Here is a 23,545-nt window from a genome sequence, read left to right on the forward strand (position 1 = left end):
GAATTACCGATTTCTGTCCCACTCTCTTTCTTGTTCAAGTATGATAGAATAAACTCATTAGATGGGAGAATATACATGAATCTATTTCGAAAAAAGGGACTTGGGCAAGTACACCCGGGTCTAAATCGCCATTTACGTTTATGGGATTTGATTATTTTAGGAATTGGTGCCATGGTGGGGACAGGGATCTTCACGATTACAGGGACTGCAACCGCGAATTTAGCTGGTCCAGCCTTGATCATTTCGATTGTGATTGCGGCTTTTTGCGTTGGCTTATCTGCCCTTTTCTTTGCTGAATTTGCATCTCGCATCCCTTCAACTGGTGGAGCCTATAGTTACCTCTATGCCATCTTTGGAGAGTTTCCAGCCTGGATTGCCGGTTGGTTGACTGTGATGGAATTTATGACAGCTGTATCAGGGGTGGCTTCAGGTTGGGCCGCGTATTTCAAGGGCTTGTTGGCCAATCTTGGCTGGAGTCTGCCGACGGCTTTAAACGGGACTTTTGATCCAGCTAAGGGAACTTATGTGGATCTCTTGCCTATTTTGGTCATGGTCCTCGTCACAGCCTTAGTCCTTATGAATGCAAAAGCGGTCTTACGCTTTAATTCTCTGCTGGTCTTACTCAAGTTTTCCGCTCTTGCCTTGTTTATTCTTGTCGGGATTTTTCACCTAAATCCTGGCAACTGGGCAAACTTTGCTCCGTATGGATTTGGCGAAATCTATGGTGGTCAGACAGGGATTATGGCTGGTGCTTCGCTCATGTTCTTTGCCTTTCTTGGTTTTGAGTCCATTTCAATGGCGGTCGACGAAATCAAGGAACCACAAAAGAACGTCCCTCGCGGCATTGTCCTCAGTCTCTTGATCACAACCGTTCTTTATATCTTGGTCACCCTGGTTTTGACCGGTATGGTTCCTTTTAAGAACTTAAATGTAGAAGACGCGGTTGCCTTTGCCCTTCGTCAGGTCGGATCCGGCTGGGCTGGAAATTATGTATCCTTAGTGGCTATTTTGACCTTGATTACCGTCTGCATTTCCATGACCTTTGCACTTTCACGGATGATTTACAGTTTGGCGCGGGATGGGCTCCTGCCAAAAGCTATGAAACAGCTCGATCCAAAAACTAGAATTCCCAAAAATGCAACACTAGTAGCTGGCTCGATGGCTGCTATTGCTGGTGGAGTCTTTCCACTAGCCAGTATCGCTTCCTTCTTAAACATCTGTACCTTGGCTTACCTGGTTATGTTGGCCCTTGCCCTCTTGAAATTGCGCAAGGAACACGGGGCTCCTGGACCTGGGGAATTTAAAACACCCTTGGTTCCAGTCTTGCCAATCCTATCGATTGTGGTCTGTCTGTCCTTTATGACCCAGTATTCCCTATCGACCTGGCTGGCCTTCGGAGTTGCTCTCTTGATCGGGGTTGGAATTTATTTCGGTTATGGCTATCGCCATTCAGAAGAAAATCAATAAAAGATGAAAGCTAGAGTAAAAGAACTCTGGCTTTTTACATAGAGAAAGCTCTTTTTTTGATATAATGAAGGGAGAAAGTTAACTAGATAACAAAGGAGAAAAACATGACATTTGAAGAGATTTTAAATAAGAGTAATCATAAATTTCTTTAATGAATACTAGATTGAGTTCTAGTTTATTAAAATTGTTCACCTACATTTCTTATTGGTTCACTCTAGAATCATTTGCAGAGGGGAACAATAAGATCCATTTTCATTGAAGTTGATTAGTAACTCACGTCTATATAGTCTAATTATATTTTCGAAAAGTTGGAGTAGTTATAGAAACCCAATTTGTAAAATATAAAAAAGAAAAAGAAGAGATTGAAAAATGAATAGGAGGTTATTATGAGATTCATTATTTCTTTTATCACATTTTGTGGTTTAGTTGGTGTGTGGTATTTTATAAAAAAACAACCTAATATAAAATATCGAAATATTTCAGCATTGATCGCTTTAATTAGTTTTGTTATATTTGGTTTATTCTTTCGAGAAGAAAAAACTCAACAAGCTTCGGTCAGATCAGTTGTTAGTTCAAGCAGTTCGTCTTCGAATTTTTCTACAACAACTCAGGCATCTTCCTCGACTTTAGAAGTGAGTTCATCAAGCGAATCAGCTTCGACGTTAAATCAATTTAATGATGAAGAGTTTCAAAAATATGCTAGTCAATTTCAGAATAAATTGAATGAGTTGGTAAAAGAAACTGGGCAAGTTTATAGTGCTACAGGGAGAGGTCTTATACTATATCTGACTGTTCCACAAGACTTTAAATATAATTCAAAAGATAATATTCAAGAATTTGCTGATAAAGTGTTGCAGGTCAAGAATGAAACTTTTCCTGTTTGGCTTGTTGAAAATGGCTATTCTGCACAAGATGTAAGTATTCGTCTACACATTAAGACAGAAGATGGAACGGTACTCGCAAAAGAAAAGTTATCGGGAATAATGAAAGTTACGAAGTAAAAAATCAAATTAAACAAACCTACCTCAAAAATGTTGGTTGATCTGTCTATTAAAAATGAAATAAGTCATCTTATTAATTTGCTAAAAAATAAATACATATCTTGGTTCTTCTAGTTTTGATAGAAGAAAAATGAAAATGTTAGTTTTTGTTAGTATGTGTTATTTTTCGAAGAAAACCGTAAATTTTATCTAGGTTTTCACAATATGAGATATAGTTTTTTGAAACAATTTTTATATAGACTTTGAACTAATTAATTCTTGACATTGGAGTACGTGGAATTTACTTGGAAAATAAAAAAACGCTGATTTTACGACGTTTTTAACCTATTTAGAATTTACTTGGAAAATAAAAATTATGGAAGATAAAGATTTAAAAAAGTTATTAGAATTATTGAATAAAAATGAAGATGAAATTATTGAATACAAAGTTAATAATAAAGATCATGATCGTATAGGCAAATATATATCAGCTTTAGCTAACTCAGCAGCAATGTTAGGCCAGCAATTCTCATACTTAATTTGGGGGGTTAATGATGTTTCAAAAGAAATTGTCGGTACAAAATTCTATCCAAAAACTGAAAAACATGCACAAGGTGAGCCGTTTATTACTTGGTTAGAAAGGATGCTTGATCCTCGTATCACAATTCGGTTTGAAGAATATGATATCGAACAAAAACATGTTGTCGTTTTAGTCATCCACATGAATGCTGGTAGGCCTGTTGCTTTTAGCGGTAGTCGATACATTCGAAGTGGATCTTCATTAAAAAACTTAAAGGATTATCCTGAAAAGGAAAGAGAACTGTGGAAATCCTTTGAATCGCGATCATTTGAAAGAGAGTATGCAAAAACCGCATGTACATTTGAAGAAATTAAAGAATTGATTGATGTTAATTCTTATTTGAAGATGATGGGATACTTTGAAGATTCAAACGATGAAGAGATTATTTTTCATATGATAGAAGATGGTGTGATAGAACCTTCTGGAAAAACTTTCAATCTAACCAATATGGGAGCATTTACATTCGCAAAAAATCTTAAAAATTTTGAAAATTTATCAGCTCATGCTTTACGAGTAATTAGATATGCAGGTAATAATAAACTAAGTGCAGTAGCTGATAATACAGCTAGTAAAGGGGCTGCCGTTGGTTTTGAAGGTTTGCTAAAATTTATCAATGGTCATTTACCTCGTAACCCTGAAACGTTAAAAGATAATGGACAAATCACTTCTGATACAGATTATCCTCCTCTGGTTATACGTGAAATAGTTGCAAACCAAATAGTACATCAGGATTTTTCTGTAAAAGGTAGCTCACCAACAATTGAAATATTTGATAATAGAGTAGTATTCACAAATCCTGGATCTCCTCTTAATCGTCCTGAAAGATTGCTTGATATGCCTCCTTACTCTCGAAATGAAGCTTTAGCTGAACTATTTCGAAAGATGCATTTAGTAGAGTCTCGTGGTAGCGGTATAGATAAGATTATCCTAACGTTGGAATTAAATCACTTACCTGCTCCGGATATAGCTGCTAAGGATAATTATACTGTTGTTACCTTACATCAACGACGAACAATCCAAGAAATGGGGAATAGAGAAAAAATAAATGCTATTTATTATCATTCTGCGTTACTCTATATAGAAGATAATTTTATGACAAATAGTACACTAAGAGAAAGATTCGGATTGACAAATAAACAATCATCTATCGCTTCTAAACTCATTGCTCTTGCGTTAGAAAATGACAAAATAAAAATTTATGACGAAAACGCTGGAAAAAAGAATATGCAGTATATTCCATACTGGGGCATTAGTTACAATAATAACTCTACTCCAATTTCCTCAAAATAAATGCTAATAAGGAATTTCACAAGTTCAAACATGATTTGAACCACAATTTAAAACATTTTAATAATAGTTTACCTAATGATGTTTTTTGAAAGGAATATCATAAAAATTTCAGAAGTAAAAAAGATGCCAGGACAGTATATTGTGCTAGTAAGTGTTTAGAAATAGATTAGGTAACTGTAAAAAAGGTGAAAACTAGTATAACTGCCCAAAATAGAAAAGAACAAAATTAAATGATATAAGCTAGAAAAAAATTTAAACTTTAAATATAAATTCAGTTACATAACTGAATAAGTGCAGATTTAAAATTATTAGGAATTAGATGATTTATGGCTAGATACATTTTAAATTAAATGTAAAACCATAGCCTTTAAAATATAACGAAATTACAATTGTATAACATTTAGTTCTTATTATGAAAGAGTCATAAATGTTCTTTAGGTTCACAAAAAGGTGAACAAACATACAATGAATTAGTTTTACGAGTTCATAAAGCTCAACATATCAATATTAAATTACAACAAAGGAGAAAAAATGACATTTGAAGAGATTTTACCAGGATTAAAGGCTAAGAAAAAATATGTGCGAACCGGTTGGGGTGGAGCAGAAAACTACGTCCAACTTTTTGATACCATTGAGCAAGATGGGGTGGCTCTAGAAGTGACGCCTTATTTCCTCATCAACGTCTCTGGTGAGGGTGAAGGTTTCTCCATGTGGAGTCCAACACCTTGTGATGTCTTAGCGACAGATTGGGTAGAAGTGCATGACTAGACGTGTATTGATCACGGGAGTGAGTTCAGGGATTGGTCTGGCTCAAGCTCGCCTCTTTCTTGAAAAGGGCTACCAGGTCTATGGAGTGGACCAGGGAGCTGATCCCCAATTGGCTGGTGATTTTCACTTCATGCAGCGGGACTTGACCCTGGATTTGACGCCGATTTTTGACTGGTGTCCCGAGGTAGATGTCTTGTGCAATACAGCTGGAGTTTTGGATGATTACAAGCCGCTCCTTGAGCAAAGCGCTCAGGAGATTCAGGAGATCTTTGAGATCAACTATGTGACCCCGGTGGAGCTGACACGGCATTATCTGACTCAAATGTTGGAGAAGAAGCAAGGTATCATCATCAATATGTGCTCCATTGCTTCTAGCCTGGCAGGAGGAGGCGGTCACGCCTATACCTCGTCCAAGCATGCCTTAGCTGGATTTACCAAGCAATTGGCCCTGGATTATGCAGAAGCTGGGGTTCAGGTCTTTGGCATCGCACCCGGAGCCGTCAAAACAGGCATGACCGCAGCGGATTTTGAACCAGGTGGCTTGGCTGACTGGGTAGCCAGTGAGACGCCGATCAAGCGCTGGATTGAGCCAGAAGAAGTAGCAGAAGTCAGCCTTTTTTTGGCCAGTGGGAAGGTGTCTGCCATGCAAGGACAGATCCTCACGATTGATGGCGGCTGGAGTTTGAAGTAGGCGGAGGAAAAAGCAGGAGTTAAAATCTTGCTAAGAAATGTAATTGTTTTTTCCTTACTGAAAGAGGATCAAACCTAGGTGGACAATTGAGTTACGACAGTGGTGAGACAGATATTTGCCTCTATGCTAAAGAAGATATTACTGAACGAAATTAAACCTACCAGAGTGATCAGGATGAATCAGATTTCTTTATGATTGGTCACGATGGAGATCTAGCCTATTTCACCAAAAAAAGACAGGGATAATAACAATTATGAAGATAACTGAGGGTAAGTTCAGAAGAACTTTCTGAATGGGCTACCTGAAACCTTAAGAGATTGTTTTAAAAGAAACGAATAGTACAATTAATTTGCTAAGTTATTGTGGAATGAAGGTGAAAGCATGATTAAATTAGTGAATGTTACTAAATGTTTTAGTGATGGATCGAATGTCAGATACATTTTCAAAAATTGTAATTTTGAATTTAAAAAAGGTAGCACGACTGCAATAGTTGGCCGTTCTGGATTAGGAAAAACTACTCTTGTTAAATTAATATTAGGGATTACCAGTTTAAATGAGGGGGATATCTTAGTCTGTGGTAGTTCCATTTTAGATATGAAAAATTTGAGTAAGGTAAGGCGTAGGAATATTGGCTGTGTCTTCCAAAACTTTAATTTGATTTCAGGTTTCACGGTGAAAGAGAATATTCTACTTCCAAGATATTTTTTTGAAAATGGAGAGAATAACATTAACGAAATTTGTAACACTCTAGGCCTTTCAAAGGAAATATTAAGTAAGAGTATTGATAAGATTAGTGGAGGTGAAAAACAAAGAGTTGCTTTGGCAAGAGCTCTTATTAACAATCCAGAAATATTGATAGCGGATGAACCTACTGGTAATTTAGACGCTGATAACGAACAAAATATAATAGAATTGTTGAAGCGGATCAATGAGGAGTTAGGTATCACGATTATAACAGTAATTCATAGTGATAAAGTGGCCAATAGTATGCAGTCTATTTGCACAGTTGTAGATGGCAAAATTGAGTACGTAAGGAGATGATAAAATGAATCATTCCATATTATTCATTGCTAAAAGAGATTTAGAAGTTAACAAACGAAGATATAGATTAGTTCGACTGTCAATAGCGATCTCTGTTTTACTAATTGTTTTAGTGATGCTCATTTCTAATTCTTTCTATAATAAAATGATTAAAGAAATGACTGTAGCAAATAAAAATGTTGTTACTGTTGCCTTTGGTAATAAAGAAAATTCTCTGAATTATAAAGCTTTACCTTTATTTTCTAGTGATGATATTAATCGAGTTAAAAAAATAGATGAAGTAAAAAATATTACTGGTGTAAAACTATTATTTACGGATGATATCAAATTCCAAAATGGTAAGACATCGGTTTCCAATACTATCCATTGTCTAGAAGAAAAGTATTTAAAAAACCTGAATATTAGAATTGCTGAAGGGAAATTTCCAGAGAAGAACAATGAAATATTAATCGGAGATTCCGTACACAAGGCTACATCAATGAATGTCGGAGATACGGTGACTATTAAGATTGATAATCATAATGTAAAGTTTGTAATTTCTGGCATTATAGACAAGCAAGTAGCGCAGTTATTTTCTACCTTGCCAACAGAAATAAATCAAATGATGGCAATCAATGTAAAAAGTAGTAGCGTTTCATCAAATAAGTATTACTATCTGAATGCTACTGTAAAAAATGGAACCGATTTAAATGAAGTAGCAAACAAGATAGTAAAGACTGTTTTAAAAAATGAAAATTTAAAACAATCTTTATCAGGAACAGGATTAGATGTTGTTGTAGCAACACAACAGGATGTTATCAATATGCTATCCAGATGGTTTTCCTACATCGACCTTTTTATCCTCTTAATCATAGTTCTTATCTCTATTGTAGCGATTATTAATATCATCAATATTCTAGCCATTACCATTCAGGAGAATCATAAACAGATCGCAACTTTTAAAATCATCGGTGCATCTGATCGACAGATAAAAAGAATATATTTATTTGAAAGCTTTATGATGGGAGTACGAGGTACAAGCGCGGGATTGGTGATAGGAATTGCTATTTCTTATTTGATCATCTTTTTGAGTGGATTACCACTAGATATTGAACTTAGCAGATTGTTGTTCCCGGTATTAATAGGGATACTCACTTCAGTTTTTGCAGGATTATTGGTATCTAGAAAAATTACTAAAATTGATATTGAAAAGGTATTAAATCAATAGAGAAGAAATGATTAGGGTCAATAAGAGATGGTGTTGCAAAAAGAATAGCTATACTGGTTTCACTATCGACTGAGCTTTGAATGAAAGTAGGAGGATTTGATGGAAATCAAAAATCACTTTGGCGTCTACGGAGTCTGTCTTCAAGAAGGGAAACTGCTCTGCATTGAAAAAACTAGAGGACCTTATCAGCATCGCTTTGATCTACCGGGTGGTAGCCAGGAACTAGGGGAGGGACTGACAGAAACCCTCAAGAGAGAAGTTCTGGAAGAGACAGGCTATACGATTAGCAGATACGCTAATCCTAGGATGTATGACGTGATGGTTCAAGAAGAAGGGAAAGACTTCGCTGTGCATCATATCATGGCCTTTTATGATATCGTAGTCGATTTCGAAGGCCCTCAACAATCCCTTCCTCAGGAGGTTCTTGATGGGACTAATGATTCAGCAAATGCAGTTTGGTTGAATGTGGAAGACATTACTGAAGACAATGGTTCTCCTTTAGTATTAAAGGTAAAGGCAGAGTTAGGAGGATTTCCAGAATTAGAACTGACAAGCTATAGAAATTGGAAGGTGAAAGAAAAGAAGGAGAACAAATGACACCTCAAGAAATGTGGAATGCCTACAAGCAAATCAACCCCTCTATCGGAGATGAGATAGATGCCTGGGCTTTTGGAGTGGACCCAGACCTTTTAGCGGAACTGGTCTTTAAAGGCGAAAAAACAGCAACTGCCTCAGCTTACGATCTTTACGCAGTAGAGGACGAACCCCTTCCCCAAGAAGGAACCTTTGATGTTGTTTTAGACAGTCGAGATCAGGCTGTCTGCATTGTCGAAATTACAAAGGTTTCCGTTCAGCCTTTTCATCAAGTGTCAGCTGACCATGCCTACAAGGAAGGTGAAGGAGACAAATCTCTGGCTTATTGGCGTCAGGTTCATGAAGACTTTTTCAAAGACTGCTTAGGAGAAGCGGGACTAACTTTTACACCTGATAGCAAGGTGGTTTTAGAAGAATTTCGCAAGGTTTATCCATTATAGAACACTTTTTTCTTTTAGAAAATCAGAAAAGAGAATAACTGTTTTCTATTAAAAAATAGCTAGTGATTGTGTCAAGCTAAAAATACTGCCCAGTTCTTAGAACTATTAAAAGATTTTTTGAGACTTTCCGCTGTGAGAAAAGTGCTTGAAACCTAAAGTTTCAAGCGCTCGGGAGTTTTGAAACTTTAGGTTCAAAACTAAATCATGGAACTTCGAAGAAGTTCGCTGATGTCCGTACTCACCCAAGGAAAGTCTCAACGAAGATTTGATATTAATCTGACTCTCCTTTTTGGAGAGTTTTTTGGTTTGGGTCTTATTTTCCAAAAGGGCTAAAAAATGGTATAATGTAAGCGATATTGTACAGAAAAGAGAAATGTTATGCCAAATTATGCCATTATTTTAGCAGCGGGGAAAGGTACCCGTATGAAGTCAGATTTGCCTAAGGTTCTTCACAAGGTTGCAGGGATCTCTATGTTGGAGCATGTCTTCCGTAGTGTTGGAGCTATCTCACCTGAGAAGACTGTAACGGTTGTGGGGCACAAGGCGGAATTGGTGGAGCAAGTCCTAGCTGGACAAACAGAATTTGTTAAGCAAACCGAGCAACTAGGAACTGGTCATGCGGTTATGATGGCAGAGCCAGTCTTGGAAGGTCTTGAAGGCCATACTCTTGTCATTGCAGGGGATACTCCTTTGATTACGGGTGAAAGCCTCAAACACTTGATTGACTTCCATATCAACCACAAGAATGTGGCAACCATTTTGACAGCCGAAGCAGCTAATCCATTTGGTTATGGCCGGATTGTCCGTAATGACAATGCAGAAGTGCTTCGAATTGTTGAGCAAAAAGATGCGACAGATTTTGAAAAACAAATTAAAGAAATCAATACAGGGACTTATGTCTTTGACAATGCGCGCCTCTTTGAAGCGTTGAAAAATATCAACACTAACAATGCCCAAGGTGAATACTATATCACGGATGTCATCGGTATTTTCCGCGAGGCAGGTGAAAAAGTAGGGGCCTATACGCTCAAAGATTTTGATGAAAGTCTCGGGGTTAATGACCGCGTGGCCCTTGCAACAGCAGAAGGCATCATGCGTCGTCGCATTAACCAAGCCCACATGGTTAATGGGGTGAGCTTTGTCGATCCAGATGCGGCCTATATCGATGTCGATGTTGAGATCGCACCAGAAGTGCAAATCGAAGCCAATGTTACCCTAAAAGGCCACACAAAAATTGGGGCTGAGACAGTTTTAACTAATGGAACCTATATTGTGGACAGTGAAATTGGGGCAGGTGCTGTCATCACTAACTCTATGATTGAAGAGAGCACGGTAGCCGATGGTGTAACGGTAGGACCATATGCTCATATTCGCCCAGGTTCTAGCCTCGCCAAAGATGTCCATATTGGAAACTTTGTCGAAGTCAAAGGTTCGTCTATTGGCGAAAATACCAAAGCTGGTCATTTGACCTACATCGGTAACTGTGAAGTCGGCAGCAACGTCAACTTTGGTGCAGGAACCATCACAGTGAATTATGATGGCCAACACAAGTTTAAAACGACGATTGGAAACAATGTCTTTGTCGGATCCAATTCGACGATTATTGCGCCAGTTGAATTAGGCGACAATTCCTTAGTCGGTGCTGGATCAACCATTACCAAGGATGTACCAGCTGATGCGATTGCGATTGGCCGTGGCCGTCAAGTGAATAAAGAAGAATATGCCCTTCGCTTGCCACACCATCCTAAAAATAAATAGGAGATTCTCATGCAATTTGAAGAAAAAACCATTGAGCGCAAGGAGATTTATCAGGGACCGATTTTCCAAGTGGTCACTGATCAAGTAGAACTACCCGCTGGAAAAGGCCAAGCGCAGCGTGATTTAATCTTCCATAACGGAGCAGTAGCGGTTTTGCCGATCACAGAAGATGGGAAAACGATCTTGGTCAAGCAGTACCGCAAGGCGATTGAAAGGACCTCGGTGGAGATTCCAGCAGGGAAGTTAGAAAAGGGAGAAAATGCAGATCCTAAAGCAGCTGCTCTGCGTGAATTGGAAGAAGAAATTGGCTACACAGCGGATCTAGAGTTGTTGTATGATTTTTATTCAGCCATTGGATTTTGTAATGAGCGAATCAAACTTTATGGTGCGACCAACTTGAAAAAGGTGGAAAATCCACGTCCACAAGATGCGGATGAGACCTTAGAGTTATTAGAAGTGACCTTGAAGGAAGCGAAAGATTTGATCCTTTCTGGTGAAATCTGTGATGCCAAGACCATTATGGCTATCCAATATTGGGACTTAATCAATAAATAGAGGAGGATCCGATGGGAAAACCTTTATTAACCGATGAAATGATTGAACGAGCAAGGCGAGGTGAGGACATCACCGGTCCTAATATGGTCGATGCTGAAGAGACGAAAATTATTCGGACAGACCACAGAGGATTTGGCTATGAACGTCCTATGAGAGAGAGTCGTATGGAGCGTCCACAAGAGCGTTATTCTCAGGATACTGTGCAGATCCAAGTGGAGCCCACAGTGACCAAGAGTCGTCGCATTGAAGAACGCAAACAAAGTGTAGTCCAATCCAAACTCAATAAGATTTTGTTCTGGATCATTGTGCTCCTCATTGCCTTGATTATTGCTATTTGGCGTCTATAAGGTCGTCACAAGGAGAGAAACGACATGAAAATTGGAATTATCGCAGCCATGCCCCAGGAGTTGAAGATCTTGGTTGAAGCCCTTGAAAATGGGGAAAAGCTTCTGCGTCTTGGAAAAGTCTACTATACAGGATCGATTGGTCGCCATGGGGTCGTTTTGGTTGAAAGTGGTATCGGAAAAGTCATGTCTGCTATGAGTGTAGCAGTCTTGGCCAATGATTTCAAAGTGGAAGCCATTATCAATACGGGTTCTGCAGGTGCTGTTGCACCGGGAATGGCTGTTGGGGATATCGTCCTTGCCGACAAATTGGCCTATCATGATGTGGATGTGACAGCTTTTGGCTACAAGTACGGACAAATGGCAGGTCAACCACTTTACTTTGAATCCAGTCGCTATTTTGTATCAGAAATGAAAAAAGTTCTGGAAGAAGAAGCTGCAACCACACATGTGGGCTTGATTACAACAGGAGATAGCTTTATCGCGAGTGAAGAAAAAGTCGCAGCAATTCGGGAGCATTTCCCAGAAGTATTGGCAGTTGAGATGGAAGGGGCAGCCATTGCCCAAGCCGCTCACGCAGCTGGACGTCCCTTCATGGTCATTCGAGCTATGAGTGATACGGCAGATCACGCAGCCAATATCTCTTTTGATGAATTTATCGTAGAGGCTGGCGAACGCTCTGCTCAAACCCTGATTACTTTCTTGAAGAGATTGGTGTAGAAAAAAATATAGGGAAATTGAACATGTATCGTGAATCGTATTTTGATGGAGGCCTATTTTCATATATTGGCCATGTTTTATTAGCAACCTTCATTACAGTATTTACTTTAGGTATTTGTGCTCCTTGGGGCATGTGCATACTGTATAACTGGAAGATCAAGCATACCGTGATTGATGGTCATCGTCAGTACTTTGACGGCACAGCCATGCAATTGTTTGGAAATTGGATTAAGTGGTGGTTCTTTACCATCATTACATTTGGAATCTATGTGTTCTGGTTAAATATCAAGGTTACTCAATGGATTACCAAGCATACCCATTTTATAGACTGATCGAAAAGGGCTTGTCCAAGGACGAGTCCTTTTTGTGAAGCCATTTTTTTAACCTCTATCGTTCCTTCATGCTATAATAGATTTTAGTAATGCAAAGGAGAAGTTATGGTCTTATCAAAAAAACGGGCACGTCATGTGATCGAAGAAATTATCGCCCTTTTTCCAGATGCCAAGCCAAGTCTGGATTTTCGTAATCATTTTGAATTACTAGTGGCAGTTATGCTCTCAGCTCAGACGACAGACGCGGCTGTTAACAAAGCGACACCAGGTTTGTTTGCGGCTTTTCCAACCCCGCAAGCCATGGCAGCAGCCAGTGAAGCAGCTATCGCCAAGCATATTTCTAAATTAGGCCTCTATCGAAATAAGGCCAAATTTCTCAAAAAATGTGCCCAACAATTGCTGGATAACTTTGATGGGCAAGTACCTCAGACTCGCGAAGAGTTAGAAAGTTTAGCAGGAGTAGGACGCAAGACAGCCAATGTGGTCATGAGTGTAGGTTTTGGGATTCCAGCCTTTGCTGTCGATACCCATGTGGAGCGGATCTGCAAGCACCATGATATTGTCAAGAAATCAGCGACGCCATTGGAAGTTGAAAAGCGGGTCATGGATGTTCTGCCAAAGAGCGAATGGCTGGCGGCTCACCAAGCCATGATTTACTTTGGACGGGCCATCTGCCATCCTAAAAATCCTGAATGTGACCAGTATCCTCAACTCTATCATTTTGATTAGGAATCAGTTCCTCTGCTCGAAAGTGCAGAGGTTCTTTTTTGTGATGAAACGTATATTTATTAAAAGGATTGAAAAGTGAACTTTTGCAAAGTTGTGGTACTAGGTGTCTAGACTCGCCTATTCAGCTTCTTTGAGATCGATTTCAAGATGCTTTTTCTTTATATCTTATTATATTCATTCAGAAAAAACGAACTTTTTTAAAATAAATTTGGTTTTTTTTAAGAAATAGTGTATAATGGTAGAAAATCTAACATAAGGAGATAGTGATGAAAGCAAAAAAACTGTTAGCTCTTGCAGGAGTTTCTGTTGCAGGTGCCTTTCTTTTAGCAGCATGTGGCGGTGGTAGTAGCAATCAAGCAACCTACTCATTCGTCTATTCAGCAGATCCAAATACCTTGGATTACATCGCTGCAACTCGTACAACAACTTCAGATGTCACAAGTAACCTTGTAGATGGTCTTCTTGAAAACGACCGATACGGAAACTTTGTGCCAAGTCTAGCAGAAGATTGGACTGTCTCTGAAGATGGATTAACCTATACTTACAAACTTCGTAAGGATGCCAAATGGTATACGAGTGAAGGAGAAGAATATGGTGCTGTAACGGCTCAAGACTTTGTTACAGGGATCAAACACGCGGTTGAGTCTAAATCAGAAGGTCTCTTCTTGATTCAAAATTCGATCAAAGGTTTGGATGCCTACGTAAAAGGGGAAACCAAAGACTTTAACACAGTTGGAGTCAAAGCCTTAGATGACCACACCATCCAATATACTTTGGTTCGTCCAGAAAGCTTCTGGAACTCAAAAACAACCTCAGGTGTTCTTTTCCCAGTTAATGCGGATTTCTTGAAATCTCAAGGAAAAGATTTTGGTTCGTTGAAACCTAACAGCATCTTATACAATGGTCCATATTACTTGAAATCTTTGACTTCGAAATCTGAGATTGAATTGGTCAAGAACAAAGACTATTACGATGCGAAAAATGTTCATATCGATCATGTCAAATTGACCTTTAACGATGGATCAAACCCAGATTCTATCATTAAAAACTTTGAAAAAGGTCAATATTCCTTTGCATCTGTTATGCCAAACAGTTCGACGTATAAGAGCGTTAAGAAAAACTTTGGCGACAACATTGTCTACGGTTTGCAATTGGGAACATCCTACTATCTTGGATTCAACTTGGACCGTCAAAAGTATGACCACACTGCCAAAACAACGGATGAACAAAAAGCTTCTACCAAGAAAGCGATTCTGAACAAGGACTTCCGTCAAGCGGTGAACTTTGGCTTTGACCGAAAATCATATGCGGCACAAGTATCTGGATCTGATGCGGCTGAAAATACCCTTCGTAGCACTTTGGTGCCACCAACTTATGTCCAAGTCAATGGAGAAGATTTTGGTAAAGTCGTTGAAAAACAATTGGTTACCTATGGGGATCAATGGAAGGGTGTGAGCCTGGCCGATGGTCAAACTAGCCTTTACAACCCAGAAAAAGCCAAAGCTTCATTTGCGAAAGCCAAAGCTGAATTGCAAAAACAAGGCGTTCAATTCCCAATTCATTTGGACTACATTGTCAGCCAAGTGGACAACAGCATGGTCCAACAAGCTAGCTCCTTCAAACAATCTGTAGAGTCAGCGCTTGGTGCAGACAATGTCGTTGTAGACCTTCAAAAGGTTTCGGATGATGATTTCCAAAATATCACCTACTTCAGCGATACTGCTGCTGCGAGAGATTACGATATCTCAGGCGGTGGTTGGGCTCCTGACTACCAAGACCCATCGACTTACCTCGAAAGTATCAGCCCAGTAAATGGTTCTGTCTTCTACTATCTTGGTATTGATGCAGGTTCAAATAATCCAGCCATTGCAACAGTTGGTTTGGATCAATACGCTAACATGTTGAAAGATGCCGATGCTGAATTGTTGGATCAAGCAAAACGCTATGAAAAATATGCAGCAGCGCAAGCATGGTTGACAGATAGCTCGATTACGCTTCCAACTGTTTCAAATGGTGGTGCTCCAATGCTTCAACGGACCGTACCATACAGCCGTGCTGCTTCATGGGTTGGTACAAAAGGAACAGGAACCTTCTACAAATACCTTGAAATGTCCAAAGATGTTGTCACCACAAAAGACTTTAACAAGGCCAAAGAAGAATGGTTGAAGAAAAAAGCAGAATCCAATAAAAAAGCTCAAGAAGATCTCAAAGATCACATCGAAAAGAAAAAATAAATCAATCATTGTTCCATCAATGAGGATAAAAAAAGTCGGAACCTTCATGTGAGGGTTCCGGTTTTTTAGGTATCGAATGTTAGTCCATCTCGTTCTTTTAGATGAAAGATAGATCAACCACTGCATCTTGCTCGGCAATCCAAAAACAGTTAAGAGGCTAGGACTTTTGGCCCAGCCTCTTAACTATAGACGGGTGATCATCATTCTATTCACTAAATCTTAAAAAATAGCCATCTGGATCTAAAACTGCAAATTCATGAGGATAGATATAATGGTCGCCAACAAGAAATTCTCTTTTGTTGTACCCTATGCTTTTTAGCGAAAACGTTTCCTATTTAAATAAACTCTAAAAAATGATAAAATATTTGTAAGTCAACCACTTAAGGAGGTTAAGCATTGTGAAAAACAAAATCTTATTAGGTTCTATGACGCTCCTATCTGCATTTATACTATCAGCATGCGGAAATGGAGAAAAGAAAACAAACAAAACTACAGCAGCACCAACAACTGAAGTCACTAAAGAAACTACGGATGCACCAACGACAACAACTCAAACAACAACTCCTGGGTCTTCTTCTGGGGCAAAAGAAATATCCCTTGCAGATACTCAACGTATCGGAAATGAAAAATTTGGTTATATCAATATCCCTAAAGATTGGGTCGTACGCACTACTCGAAGTAGCAAAGCGCTCGAATATTTATCACCAGACAAAAACAATGCGTTAATAATGGATTCAAACACTAAAGATACTGTTAAACTTGGCCCCAACGAAACCTTTGACGCAGAGTTACTTGCGAACCGTTTATATAGCTCATTCGGAAAACACAAAAATCGAACTAGTATAGAAGGTGTAAAAGCTATATTTGCCGGTGGGGACGCTTTCTTAATAAAAGTAACAGTTAAAGATGGGAGTACTTTATACGTATGGGTATTCCAAAAAGGAGATAAAGTATACACAATCATAATCCAAGGTTCAGAAGATATGATTAAATCCTTAAGACCTGTTCTCGAGCAATCTTGGGGCCTAGATCCGAATACTCCGGGGAAATAATCCTTAAAAAACTAAAAGAGACTAATCAATGTGATTAGTCTCTTTCTTTTTTTGTTTCTTTTTCTACTCTAGTGATCTATTTTCTTATTCACTAAATCTTAAAAAATAGCCATCTGGATCCAGAATTGCAAATTCATGAGGATAGATATATTGTTCACCAACTCGAAATTCTCTTTTGGTCAAAGGACGATGAATAGGATAGTTAGACTCTATTACTTTCTGATAGAGTCGAGGGACATCCTCTATGCCGAAGGAGATGTTGACTCCACGACCAAAGGGGGAGCTCAACTCAGCTAGTTCCTCCTTACTCCCCTCCTCTAGCATTAGCTGGCAATCTTCAAGAGATAAGAAGAGGAAGTTTTCTTCTGGTCGCTCGTATTCGATTGTAAAACCCAGTAAATCACAGTAGAAGGAACGGGACTGTTCTATATTTGATACCATAAACTCGGGAATAACTGCATTGTAGTTCATATAGAAAATCCTTATAATTCAATCTCCAAGACAATCGGTGTATGGTCTTGGCGTGCGCCTGAGTCAATCATATCTGACTTGGTAACCTTGTCTGCCACACGGTTACTTGTGAGCCAGTAGTCGATTCTCCAGCCTGTATTGTTGATTTTTGAAGTCTTGCTGCGTTGTGCCCACCAAGTATAGCGCTCAGGAACATCACCATGTAGGTGACGAAAGGTATCTGTAAATCCTTTGGCCAAAAGATTTGTAAATCCTTCACGTTCTTCGTCTGTGAATCCTGGTGAACGGCGGTTGCTGGCTGGGTTGGCAAGGTCAATTTCCTTGTGGGCAACGTTGTAGTCCCCAGTTGCAAGGACGGTTTTTTCTTTGTCTAATTCAGCCAAATATTCAGCATACTTAACGTCCCAAATTTGACGTTCTTCCAAACGTTTGAGTCCATCACCAGCGTTAGGTGTGTAGACCTGAGTCACGAAAAATTCATCAAATTCCAAAGTAATGATCCGACCTTCCAAGTCCATGGTCGAAGGAGCTCCGATTTCTGGGAAAGTCACAACTGGTGTGAGCTCTTTTTTATAGAGGAACATGGTTCCAGCGTAGCCTTTACGAGCCGGTTCTTGAGAAGAGCGCCAGGTGTTTTCGTAGCCAGGGAAGAGCTCCTCAAGGATTTCGAGGTGTTTTTTAGTAGGACCTTTGGCGGATAACTTGGTTTCTTGAATGGCAATGATATCTGCATCCTCAGAAACCAAGGTTTGGAGGACTTCTTGAGAGAGTTTGGCGCGTGCTGAATCACTAGTTAATGCAGCATTAAGCGAGTCGATATTCCATGAAATGAGTTTCATTGTGTTTCCTTTTCTTGACATAATTGATAGTTTTATTATAACAAAATTTTAATGATTTTCTGATCACAATGCCTTGAAATCTCTTGTGAAATCTATTATAATAGCTTGAATTCATTTGGAAAAAGGGAGTTGTTTATGAAATTTTACTCTTATGACTATGTATTGAGTCAGATCAGCCAGCAAAACTGGGTGACCATTGGGATATCTGGCTTGCTCATTCTTCTGACTGGTTTTTTTGCGGCGAAAGCCTATCGGAATAAGCACGATAGCAAATTCCGCGAATTATCTATTATCTCCATTTTAACTCTGGTGGCAGTGGTCTTGATCAGTATCAGCAATTTCCAAAATAGCCAAAGTAATAATGATCAGTTCCAACGCTCACTCCATTTTATTGAGGTCGTCTCAAAGGAGTTGGATGTCAAAAAAGAAGATGTCTATGTCAATACTTCAGCAGCCACAGATGGGGCGATCCTGAAGGTTGGAGAGGTTTATTACCGAGCTATCGCAGGCTCTGACCCAGATAGCTACCTATTAGAAAAGATGGATCTGTATAAAACAGACGTGGAACTTGTGGAGGTGAACAAATGACAGTAGATTTTTTAGCCATTTTGATTAAATTAGCTATCGGCTTGATTTCCTTGGTATTTGTAATCAATGTGACCGGGAAAGGAAACTTAGCACCAAGTTCTGCAGTAGACCAGATACAGAACTTTGTTCTTGGGGGAATTATTGGTGGGGTCATCTACAATAGCTCCATTACCATTCTTCAATACATTGTGATTCTCTTGATGTGGACTATTTTGATCTTACTCTTAAAATGGCTCAATACCAATGTCCGTTTTATGAAGCACTTGATCGATGGCAAACCAACTGTCATTATCAAAGATGGGAAGCTTGATCCGGAAGCTTGTCGATCCAAGGGACTTTCTGCTTCAGACGTTGCCCTGAAATTGCGTTCACAAGGAATTTTCCAATTAAAGGGAGTGAAACGAGCTGTCATTGAACAAAACGGTCAAATGATCGTTGTCCGTGCGGGGGATGAAAATCCTAAATACCCGATCATTACTGATGGCGTGGTTCAGCTTGAAATTTTGGAAACAATTGGGAAAAGTGAAGAGTGGTTGCTGGCTGAATTGGAAAAAGAAGGCTATGACAACGTTTTGGATATTTTCATTGCTGAGTATGACAAAGGAAAAATCAATGTTGTGACCTACTAAAAGAAGAGATTGGGCGACCATGTCCAATCTCAAATTGAAGACAAAATAGTCTTAAAAACTTTCCTTAGGTGAGTACGGACGTCAGCGAACTTCTACGAAGTTCCATGACTTAGTTTTGAACCTAAAGTTCCAAAACTCCCGAGTTCCTGAAACAATTGTGTTTCAGGAACTTTTCTCACGGCGGAAAGTTTCGACATATGCTTGAATAAGCTTAAAAATTAAAAATCAATATTTTTTCAACCACCTCACATAAGGTTGTACATGTAAAAAAGTTTGTGTTAATTTCAAGATTGGGCGAGCAGGTCCAATCTTTTTTCTTCATAAAATTCCAGGAAAGGTCCCTTCCTTTTCTTGAGATACTCTTGGAAAAATAGTAAAATGGAAGGTAAGTGTTGATTAGAAAAGAAGGACAGAACATTTCATGAAGAAGAAAATACGGAAGTTTGAGAATCATTCGATTACACGCAGACTCTACCTGCTGTTTAGTTTGATTTGCCTTCTTTTTTTGGTGCTGATTGCCCGACTTGGCTATATGCAGATCACTCACCAAGCCTACTATACGGATAAATTGGCAAAAGCTACGAAAAAGACGGTCAAACAAGGGAGTGTGCGAGGGCAAATCTATGATGCTTCTGGTAAACCCTTGGTGGAAAATGTGGGCAAACAGGTCCTGACTTTTACGCGGGATCGTAAAATGACGGCCCAAGAAATGCGAGAGACAGCTGGGAAACTCTTACAGTATGTCGATGTAGAAAATCCTCAAGTAACCGAACGGCAAGAAGTGGATTACTATCTAGCCAATACCAAGGTCTACCAAGAGGTCGTGGAACACCTGCCTGAGAAAAAGAAATTTGATACCGATGGCAACCGCCTGCCGGAAGCCAAGATTTATCAAGCGGCAGTGGATAGTATCGACCCTTCAAAACTCGGCTATACAGATGATGAGAAAAAGATTATTTATCTCTATAGCCAGATGAATGCGGTGGAGAATTTTGCGACAGGGATCATTACGACGCAGGCACTAGGAGCTGAGCAGATTGCGACCATCGCAGCGGATAGTCAGGACCTTCCGGGAATTGCCATCACGACTAGCTGGGACCGCAAGGTTTTGGATACTCCTCTAGCCTCTATTATTGGAAATGTATCGACCGAGCAGACGGGACTTCCAGCAGAAGAAGTCGAGGACTATGTCAAAAAAGGCTATGCTCTCAATGACCGGGTTGGAACGTCTTATCTCGAAAAGGAATACGAAAACGTCCTTCAAGGCAAACGCAGTGAAAAAGAAATTCTCCTAGATAAAAATGGCAACATGGAGAAAGTGGTCGACGTTTCAAAAGGGGCCAAAGGAGAAAACCTCAAGCTCTCGATTGATTTGGATTTCCAAAAAGGAGTGGAAGATATCCTTCGCTCTGCCTTTAGCGCAGAGTTGCAAGCTGGAAATGCGACATACTCCGAAGGTGTCTATGCTGTAGCCCTGGAGCCTGATACAGGGAAGGTCCTTGCCATGGCAGGGATTAAACACCAGGCTGGTAGTCAAGATCTATCAGCAGATGCTTTAGGGACAGTGACCAACGTCTTCGTTCCAGGATCCGTGGTCAAAGGAGCGACCTTGACTTCTGGATGGGAAAATGGAGCCATTTCAGGGAACCAGGTTCTGACCGATCAGCCGATTGTTTTTGCAGGATCCGCTCCTATCAATTCTTGGTTTACCCAATACGGTAGTCGTTCCATCAATGCGGTGGAAGCATTGGAATACTCTTCCAATACCTATATGGTCCAAATTGCCCTTAAGATGATGGGGCAACCTTACACTCCAAATATGACCTTACAAGTGGATCAGGTTGAACCGGCTATGAAAAAACTGCGCTCTACTTTTGCAGAGTATGGTCTTGGGACATCAACGGGGATTGACCTTCCCAATGAATCGACCGGTTTTATTCCAAAAGACTACACAGTCGGTAATTATTTGACCAATGCCTTTGGTCAGTTTGACAACTATACGCCTATGCAATTGGCTCAGTATGCGGCAACCGTAGCGAATGATGGGAAGCGAGTGAGTCCTCATGTCGTCGAAGGCATCTATGACAATAATGATCAAGGGGGCCTTGGTCAGTTGAAAAAAGCGATCGAAACCAAGGAGCTCAATCAGGTCCATATCTCAGCGGAGGACATGGCTTTGATCAAGCAAGGGTTCTATCAGGTTGCGAATGGTACGAGTGGTTTGACGACAGGGAAAACTGTCGGTCAAGGTGCTAGTGTCTCCATTAGTGCCAAGACCGGTACAGCTGAAACCACAGTCGATGGAGGCAAACAAGCCATTAATACCAATGTGGTGGCTTATGCACCGTCAAACAATCCAAAGATTGCGGTAGCAGTGGTTTTTCCACATAATACCAATCTACAAGCGACGGTCAGTCATTCCATTACGCGTGACATTATTAACTTATACAATCAGAAACACCCCATGAATTAGAAAGGAAACTATGCTTTATCCAGCACCTATTGCAAAATTAATTGACAGCTATTCGAAGTTGCCAGGAATTGGGATCAAAACAGCGACTCGTCTGGCTTTTTACACCATTGGTATGTCAGATGATGATGTCAATGAATTTGCCAAGAACTTACTGAATGCCAAGCGTGAGCTGGGGTATTGCAGTATTTGTGGCAATTTAACCGATGAAGAAACCTGCGAGATTTGTCGAGATGAAACGCGGGATCCATCCCTCATTCTGGTTGTAGAAGATAGCCGGGATGTATCTGCTATGGAAAATATCCAGGAATACCACGGTCGCTATCATGTCTTGCATGGCTTGATCTCGCCCATGAATGGCGTAGGACCCGATGACATCAATCTCAAGAGTTTGATTAGTCGCTTGATGGATGGAACAGTCACAGAGGTCATTGTTGCGACCAATGCGACGGCAGACGGGGAAGCGACATCTATGTATATCTCGCGTGTGCTCAAACCAGCAGGCATCAAAGTGACCCGTTTGGCACGGGGGCTAGCAGTTGGAGCCAATATCGAGTATGCGGACGAAGTGACCCTTCTTCGCGCGATCGAAAATCGGACAGAATTATAAGAGAAGTTCTTTCGAAAGGGCTATCATTGTGGTATACTATCAAGTAAGAAATCAAGGGAACAATTAGGGAGAAACTATGAGTAAACAAGACTTAATCCTGTTGTATGGTGGACGTAGTGCAGAACGTGAAGTATCTGTTCTTTCAGCAGAAAGCGTGATGCGCGCGATTGATTACCAAGCATTTTCGGTTCAAACCTACTTTATTACGCAGTCAGGAGACTTCATCCAGACGCAAGCTTTTGAAGAAAAACCAGCGGATGATGAGAAATTGATGACCAATGATACAGTGGACTGGTCTAAAAAAGTGGCACCATCTGCGATTTACAAGGAAGGAGCAGTAGTCTTTCCAGTTCTTCATGGACCAATGGGAGAAGATGGTTCCATTCAAGGCTTCTTAGAAGTCTTGAAGATGCCTTATGTCGGCTGTGGCATCCTAGCTTCCAGTGTTGCGATGGACAAGATCACGACCAAACGGGTCTTGGAGTCTGCAGGGATTCCACAAGTTCCTTATGTAGCTGTAGTGGAAGGCGATGACTTGGAAGAGAAAATTGCTACAATTGAAGCTAATCTCCCTTATCCTGTCTTTACCAAACCATCCAATATGGGCTCTAGTGTAGGGATTTCAAAATCTGAAAACCAAACAGAGCTTCGGGCTGCTCTCGAATTGGCCTTCAAATACGATAGCCGTGTCTTGGTAGAACAAGGAGTCAATGCGCGTGAGATCGAAGTTGGACTACTTGGAAACTATGATGTGAAGAGCACCTTGCCAGGTGAAGTTGTGAAAGATGTGGCCTTCTATGATTATGATGCCAAATACATCGACAACAAAATTACCATGGCGATTCCAGCTCAATTGGACCCTGAGGTTGTGAAAACCATGCGGACCAACGCAGAAAAAGCCTTTCGTGCGGTCGGCGGTCTGGGCTTGGCGCGTTGTGATTTCTTCTATACTGATAAAGGAGAGATCTTCTTAAACGAACTCAATACCATGCCTGGATTTACCCAATGGTCTATGTATCCTTTGCTTTGGGACAATATGGGACTCAACTATACAGATTTGATCACCAAGTTAGTAGAGCTTGGAAAAGAAGTCTTCCAAAAACACGAAGCGCATTTGTTGTAAGAAAAGAGAGAGTGGGACAGAAATCGGTAATTC

At 40.1% G+C, this 23,545-nt stretch carries 24 protein-coding genes and 1 pseudogene; 22 read left to right on the top strand and 3 right to left on the bottom strand.

Going from position 1 to position 23,545, the window contains the following annotated elements:
• The first annotated feature begins 75 nt into the window (after positions 1-75).
• The 16 genes from HMPREF2686_RS09040 (at position 76) to HMPREF2686_RS09115 (ending at position 15,730) form a co-directional block, all read left to right on the top strand.
• Positions 76-1,467, top strand: coding sequence for an APC family permease (locus HMPREF2686_RS09040; protein WP_070450418.1), 1,392 nt, complete (start codon positions 76-78; stop codon positions 1,465-1,467).
• A gap of 386 nt (positions 1,468-1,853) precedes the next feature.
• Positions 1,854-2,468: a DUF3290 family protein gene (locus HMPREF2686_RS09045; protein WP_070450421.1), complete on the top strand. Its 615-nt coding sequence runs from the start codon at positions 1,854-1,856 to the stop codon at positions 2,466-2,468.
• A 355-nt stretch (positions 2,469-2,823) separates the two neighbouring features.
• The gene (locus HMPREF2686_RS09050) at positions 2,824-4,317 is read left to right on the top strand and encodes an ATP-binding protein (protein ID WP_070450424.1); all 1,494 of its coding nucleotides are present in this window, start codon (positions 2,824-2,826) and stop codon (positions 4,315-4,317) included.
• 531 nt (positions 4,318-4,848) lie between these two features.
• A complete protein-coding gene (locus HMPREF2686_RS09055; RefSeq protein WP_049497199.1) occupies positions 4,849-5,085 on the top strand; it encodes a DUF2829 domain-containing protein in 237 nt (78 codons plus the stop codon).
• On the top strand, positions 5,078-5,776 hold the full coding sequence (locus HMPREF2686_RS09060; RefSeq protein WP_070450428.1) for a 3-oxoacyl-ACP reductase: 699 nt from the start codon (positions 5,078-5,080) through the stop codon (positions 5,774-5,776). Before HMPREF2686_RS09055 ends, HMPREF2686_RS09060 begins: the two co-directional genes overlap by 8 nt.
• A gap of 381 nt (positions 5,777-6,157) precedes the next feature.
• On the top strand, positions 6,158-6,817 hold the full coding sequence (locus tag HMPREF2686_RS09065) for an ABC transporter ATP-binding protein (RefSeq protein WP_070450430.1): 660 nt from the start codon (positions 6,158-6,160) through the stop codon (positions 6,815-6,817).
• A gap of 4 nt (positions 6,818-6,821) precedes the next feature.
• The gene (locus HMPREF2686_RS09070; protein ID WP_070450433.1) at positions 6,822-8,024 is read left to right on the top strand and encodes an ABC transporter permease; all 1,203 of its coding nucleotides are present in this window, start codon (positions 6,822-6,824) and stop codon (positions 8,022-8,024) included.
• A gap of 99 nt (positions 8,025-8,123) precedes the next feature.
• Entirely contained in the window at positions 8,124-8,621 is a 498-nt protein-coding gene (locus HMPREF2686_RS09075) for an NUDIX hydrolase (protein ID WP_070450436.1), read from the top strand.
• Positions 8,618-9,058, top strand: coding sequence for an ASCH domain-containing protein (locus HMPREF2686_RS09080; protein ID WP_070450438.1), 441 nt, complete (start codon positions 8,618-8,620; stop codon positions 9,056-9,058). Before HMPREF2686_RS09075 ends, HMPREF2686_RS09080 begins: the two co-directional genes overlap by 4 nt.
• A gap of 378 nt (positions 9,059-9,436) precedes the next feature.
• Positions 9,437-10,816 (top strand): bifunctional UDP-N-acetylglucosamine diphosphorylase/glucosamine-1-phosphate N-acetyltransferase GlmU, encoded by a 1,380-nt coding sequence (gene glmU, locus HMPREF2686_RS09085; RefSeq protein ID WP_070450441.1) that lies wholly within the window; start codon positions 9,437-9,439, stop codon positions 10,814-10,816.
• A 9-nt stretch (positions 10,817-10,825) separates the two neighbouring features.
• Entirely contained in the window at positions 10,826-11,371 is a 546-nt protein-coding gene (locus tag HMPREF2686_RS09090; RefSeq protein WP_003002456.1) for an NUDIX hydrolase, read from the top strand.
• A gap of 11 nt (positions 11,372-11,382) precedes the next feature.
• A complete protein-coding gene (gene macP / locus HMPREF2686_RS09095; protein ID WP_024055894.1) occupies positions 11,383-11,718 on the top strand; it encodes a cell wall synthase accessory phosphoprotein MacP in 336 nt (111 codons plus the stop codon).
• Positions 11,719-11,742: 24 nt separating this feature from the next.
• Positions 11,743-12,435 (top strand): 5'-methylthioadenosine/adenosylhomocysteine nucleosidase, encoded by a 693-nt coding sequence (locus HMPREF2686_RS09100; protein WP_049506623.1) that lies wholly within the window; start codon positions 11,743-11,745, stop codon positions 12,433-12,435.
• A 23-nt stretch (positions 12,436-12,458) separates the two neighbouring features.
• Positions 12,459-12,767, top strand: a complete 309-nt coding sequence (locus HMPREF2686_RS09105; RefSeq protein WP_049506624.1) for a YjgN family protein — start codon at positions 12,459-12,461, stop codon at positions 12,765-12,767.
• 105 nt (positions 12,768-12,872) lie between these two features.
• Complete coding sequence (gene nth / locus HMPREF2686_RS09110; protein WP_049506625.1) at positions 12,873-13,496, top strand: endonuclease III; 624 nt, start codon at positions 12,873-12,875, stop codon at positions 13,494-13,496.
• A 266-nt stretch (positions 13,497-13,762) separates the two neighbouring features.
• Positions 13,763-15,730: a peptide ABC transporter substrate-binding protein gene (locus HMPREF2686_RS09115; protein ID WP_070450444.1), complete on the top strand. Its 1,968-nt coding sequence runs from the start codon at positions 13,763-13,765 to the stop codon at positions 15,728-15,730.
• 205 nt (positions 15,731-15,935) lie between these two features.
• On the opposite strand, the pseudogene HMPREF2686_RS10260 reads toward HMPREF2686_RS09115, so the two are convergent.
• Positions 15,936-16,028 (bottom strand): annotated as a pseudogene (locus HMPREF2686_RS10260) (VOC family protein); the annotation flags it as partial.
• Between the two features lie 100 nt (positions 16,029-16,128).
• Between HMPREF2686_RS10260 and HMPREF2686_RS09120 the strand changes: the two are divergent.
• Positions 16,129-16,782 (top strand): hypothetical protein, encoded by a 654-nt coding sequence (locus HMPREF2686_RS09120; protein WP_049506627.1) that lies wholly within the window; start codon positions 16,129-16,131, stop codon positions 16,780-16,782.
• 84 nt (positions 16,783-16,866) lie between these two features.
• Here the strand turns inward: HMPREF2686_RS09120 and HMPREF2686_RS09125 are convergent, their stop codons facing one another.
• Together HMPREF2686_RS09125 and HMPREF2686_RS09130 are read right to left on the bottom strand one after the other, a co-directional pair.
• Positions 16,867-17,253, bottom strand: coding sequence for a bleomycin resistance protein (locus HMPREF2686_RS09125; RefSeq protein ID WP_049506628.1), 387 nt, complete (start codon positions 17,251-17,253; stop codon positions 16,867-16,869).
• Between the two features lie 11 nt (positions 17,254-17,264).
• Positions 17,265-18,092 (bottom strand): exodeoxyribonuclease III, encoded by an 828-nt coding sequence (locus tag HMPREF2686_RS09130; protein WP_049506629.1) that lies wholly within the window; start codon positions 18,090-18,092, stop codon positions 17,265-17,267.
• Positions 18,093-18,227: 135 nt separating this feature from the next.
• On the opposite strand from HMPREF2686_RS09130, the gene HMPREF2686_RS09135 reads away from it, so the two are divergent.
• From HMPREF2686_RS09135 to HMPREF2686_RS09155, 5 genes are all read left to right on the top strand, one after another.
• Positions 18,228-18,680, top strand: coding sequence for a DUF3290 family protein (locus HMPREF2686_RS09135; RefSeq protein WP_049506630.1), 453 nt, complete (start codon positions 18,228-18,230; stop codon positions 18,678-18,680).
• Positions 18,677-19,309 carry a DUF421 domain-containing protein gene (locus HMPREF2686_RS09140; RefSeq protein ID WP_024055948.1) on the top strand — a complete coding sequence of 211 codons (633 nt, stop codon included), beginning with the start codon at positions 18,677-18,679 and terminating at the stop codon, positions 19,307-19,309. The genes HMPREF2686_RS09135 and HMPREF2686_RS09140 overlap by 4 nt, the downstream gene beginning before the upstream one ends.
• Before the next feature lie 421 nt (positions 19,310-19,730).
• Positions 19,731-21,782: a penicillin-binding protein PBP2B gene (pbp2b, locus tag HMPREF2686_RS09145; RefSeq protein ID WP_070450447.1), complete on the top strand. Its 2,052-nt coding sequence runs from the start codon at positions 19,731-19,733 to the stop codon at positions 21,780-21,782.
• A 10-nt stretch (positions 21,783-21,792) separates the two neighbouring features.
• On the top strand, positions 21,793-22,389 hold the full coding sequence (recR, locus tag HMPREF2686_RS09150) for a recombination mediator RecR (protein ID WP_070450450.1): 597 nt from the start codon (positions 21,793-21,795) through the stop codon (positions 22,387-22,389).
• A 76-nt stretch (positions 22,390-22,465) separates the two neighbouring features.
• Entirely contained in the window at positions 22,466-23,512 is a 1,047-nt protein-coding gene (locus HMPREF2686_RS09155) for a D-alanine--D-alanine ligase (protein ID WP_070450454.1), read from the top strand.
• The last annotated feature ends 33 nt before the right edge of the window (positions 23,513-23,545 follow it).

This window comes from Streptococcus sp. HMSC057G03 (genome assembly GCF_001808745.1).
GTDB lineage: Bacteria > Bacillota > Bacilli > Lactobacillales > Streptococcaceae > Streptococcus > Streptococcus parasanguinis_Z.

What these genes read in the sequence shown, in the direction of transcription:
- HMPREF2686_RS09040 (WP_070450418.1), top strand. Translation starts at nt 76, where the DNA reads ATGAATCTATTTCGAAAAAAGGGACTTGGGCAAGTACACCCGGGTCTA.
- HMPREF2686_RS09045 (WP_070450421.1), top strand. Translation starts at nt 1,854, where the DNA reads ATGAGATTCATTATTTCTTTTATCACATTTTGTGGTTTAGTTGGTGTG.
- HMPREF2686_RS09050 (WP_070450424.1), top strand. Translation starts at nt 2,824, where the DNA reads ATGGAAGATAAAGATTTAAAAAAGTTATTAGAATTATTGAATAAAAAT.
- HMPREF2686_RS09055 (WP_049497199.1), top strand. Translation starts at nt 4,849, where the DNA reads ATGACATTTGAAGAGATTTTACCAGGATTAAAGGCTAAGAAAAAATAT.
- HMPREF2686_RS09060 (WP_070450428.1), top strand. Translation starts at nt 5,078, where the DNA reads ATGACTAGACGTGTATTGATCACGGGAGTGAGTTCAGGGATTGGTCTG.
- HMPREF2686_RS09065 (WP_070450430.1), top strand. Translation starts at nt 6,158, where the DNA reads ATGATTAAATTAGTGAATGTTACTAAATGTTTTAGTGATGGATCGAAT.
- HMPREF2686_RS09070 (WP_070450433.1), top strand. Translation starts at nt 6,822, where the DNA reads ATGAATCATTCCATATTATTCATTGCTAAAAGAGATTTAGAAGTTAAC.
- HMPREF2686_RS09075 (WP_070450436.1), top strand. Translation starts at nt 8,124, where the DNA reads ATGGAAATCAAAAATCACTTTGGCGTCTACGGAGTCTGTCTTCAAGAA.
- HMPREF2686_RS09080 (WP_070450438.1), top strand. Translation starts at nt 8,618, where the DNA reads ATGACACCTCAAGAAATGTGGAATGCCTACAAGCAAATCAACCCCTCT.
- glmU (WP_070450441.1), top strand. Translation starts at nt 9,437, where the DNA reads ATGCCAAATTATGCCATTATTTTAGCAGCGGGGAAAGGTACCCGTATG.
- HMPREF2686_RS09090 (WP_003002456.1), top strand. Translation starts at nt 10,826, where the DNA reads ATGCAATTTGAAGAAAAAACCATTGAGCGCAAGGAGATTTATCAGGGA.
- macP (WP_024055894.1), top strand. Translation starts at nt 11,383, where the DNA reads ATGGGAAAACCTTTATTAACCGATGAAATGATTGAACGAGCAAGGCGA.
- HMPREF2686_RS09100 (WP_049506623.1), top strand. Translation starts at nt 11,743, where the DNA reads ATGAAAATTGGAATTATCGCAGCCATGCCCCAGGAGTTGAAGATCTTG.
- HMPREF2686_RS09105 (WP_049506624.1), top strand. Translation starts at nt 12,459, where the DNA reads ATGTATCGTGAATCGTATTTTGATGGAGGCCTATTTTCATATATTGGC.
- nth (WP_049506625.1), top strand. Translation starts at nt 12,873, where the DNA reads ATGGTCTTATCAAAAAAACGGGCACGTCATGTGATCGAAGAAATTATC.
- HMPREF2686_RS09115 (WP_070450444.1), top strand. Translation starts at nt 13,763, where the DNA reads ATGAAAGCAAAAAAACTGTTAGCTCTTGCAGGAGTTTCTGTTGCAGGT.
- HMPREF2686_RS09125 (WP_049506628.1), bottom strand. Translation starts at nt 17,253, where the DNA reads ATGAACTACAATGCAGTTATTCCCGAGTTTATGGTATCAAATATAGAA.
- HMPREF2686_RS09130 (WP_049506629.1), bottom strand. Translation starts at nt 18,092, where the DNA reads ATGAAACTCATTTCATGGAATATCGACTCGCTTAATGCTGCATTAACT.
- HMPREF2686_RS09135 (WP_049506630.1), top strand. Translation starts at nt 18,228, where the DNA reads ATGAAATTTTACTCTTATGACTATGTATTGAGTCAGATCAGCCAGCAA.
- HMPREF2686_RS09140 (WP_024055948.1), top strand. Translation starts at nt 18,677, where the DNA reads ATGACAGTAGATTTTTTAGCCATTTTGATTAAATTAGCTATCGGCTTG.
- pbp2b (WP_070450447.1), top strand. Translation starts at nt 19,731, where the DNA reads ATGAAGAAGAAAATACGGAAGTTTGAGAATCATTCGATTACACGCAGA.
- recR (WP_070450450.1), top strand. Translation starts at nt 21,793, where the DNA reads ATGCTTTATCCAGCACCTATTGCAAAATTAATTGACAGCTATTCGAAG.
- HMPREF2686_RS09155 (WP_070450454.1), top strand. Translation starts at nt 22,466, where the DNA reads ATGAGTAAACAAGACTTAATCCTGTTGTATGGTGGACGTAGTGCAGAA.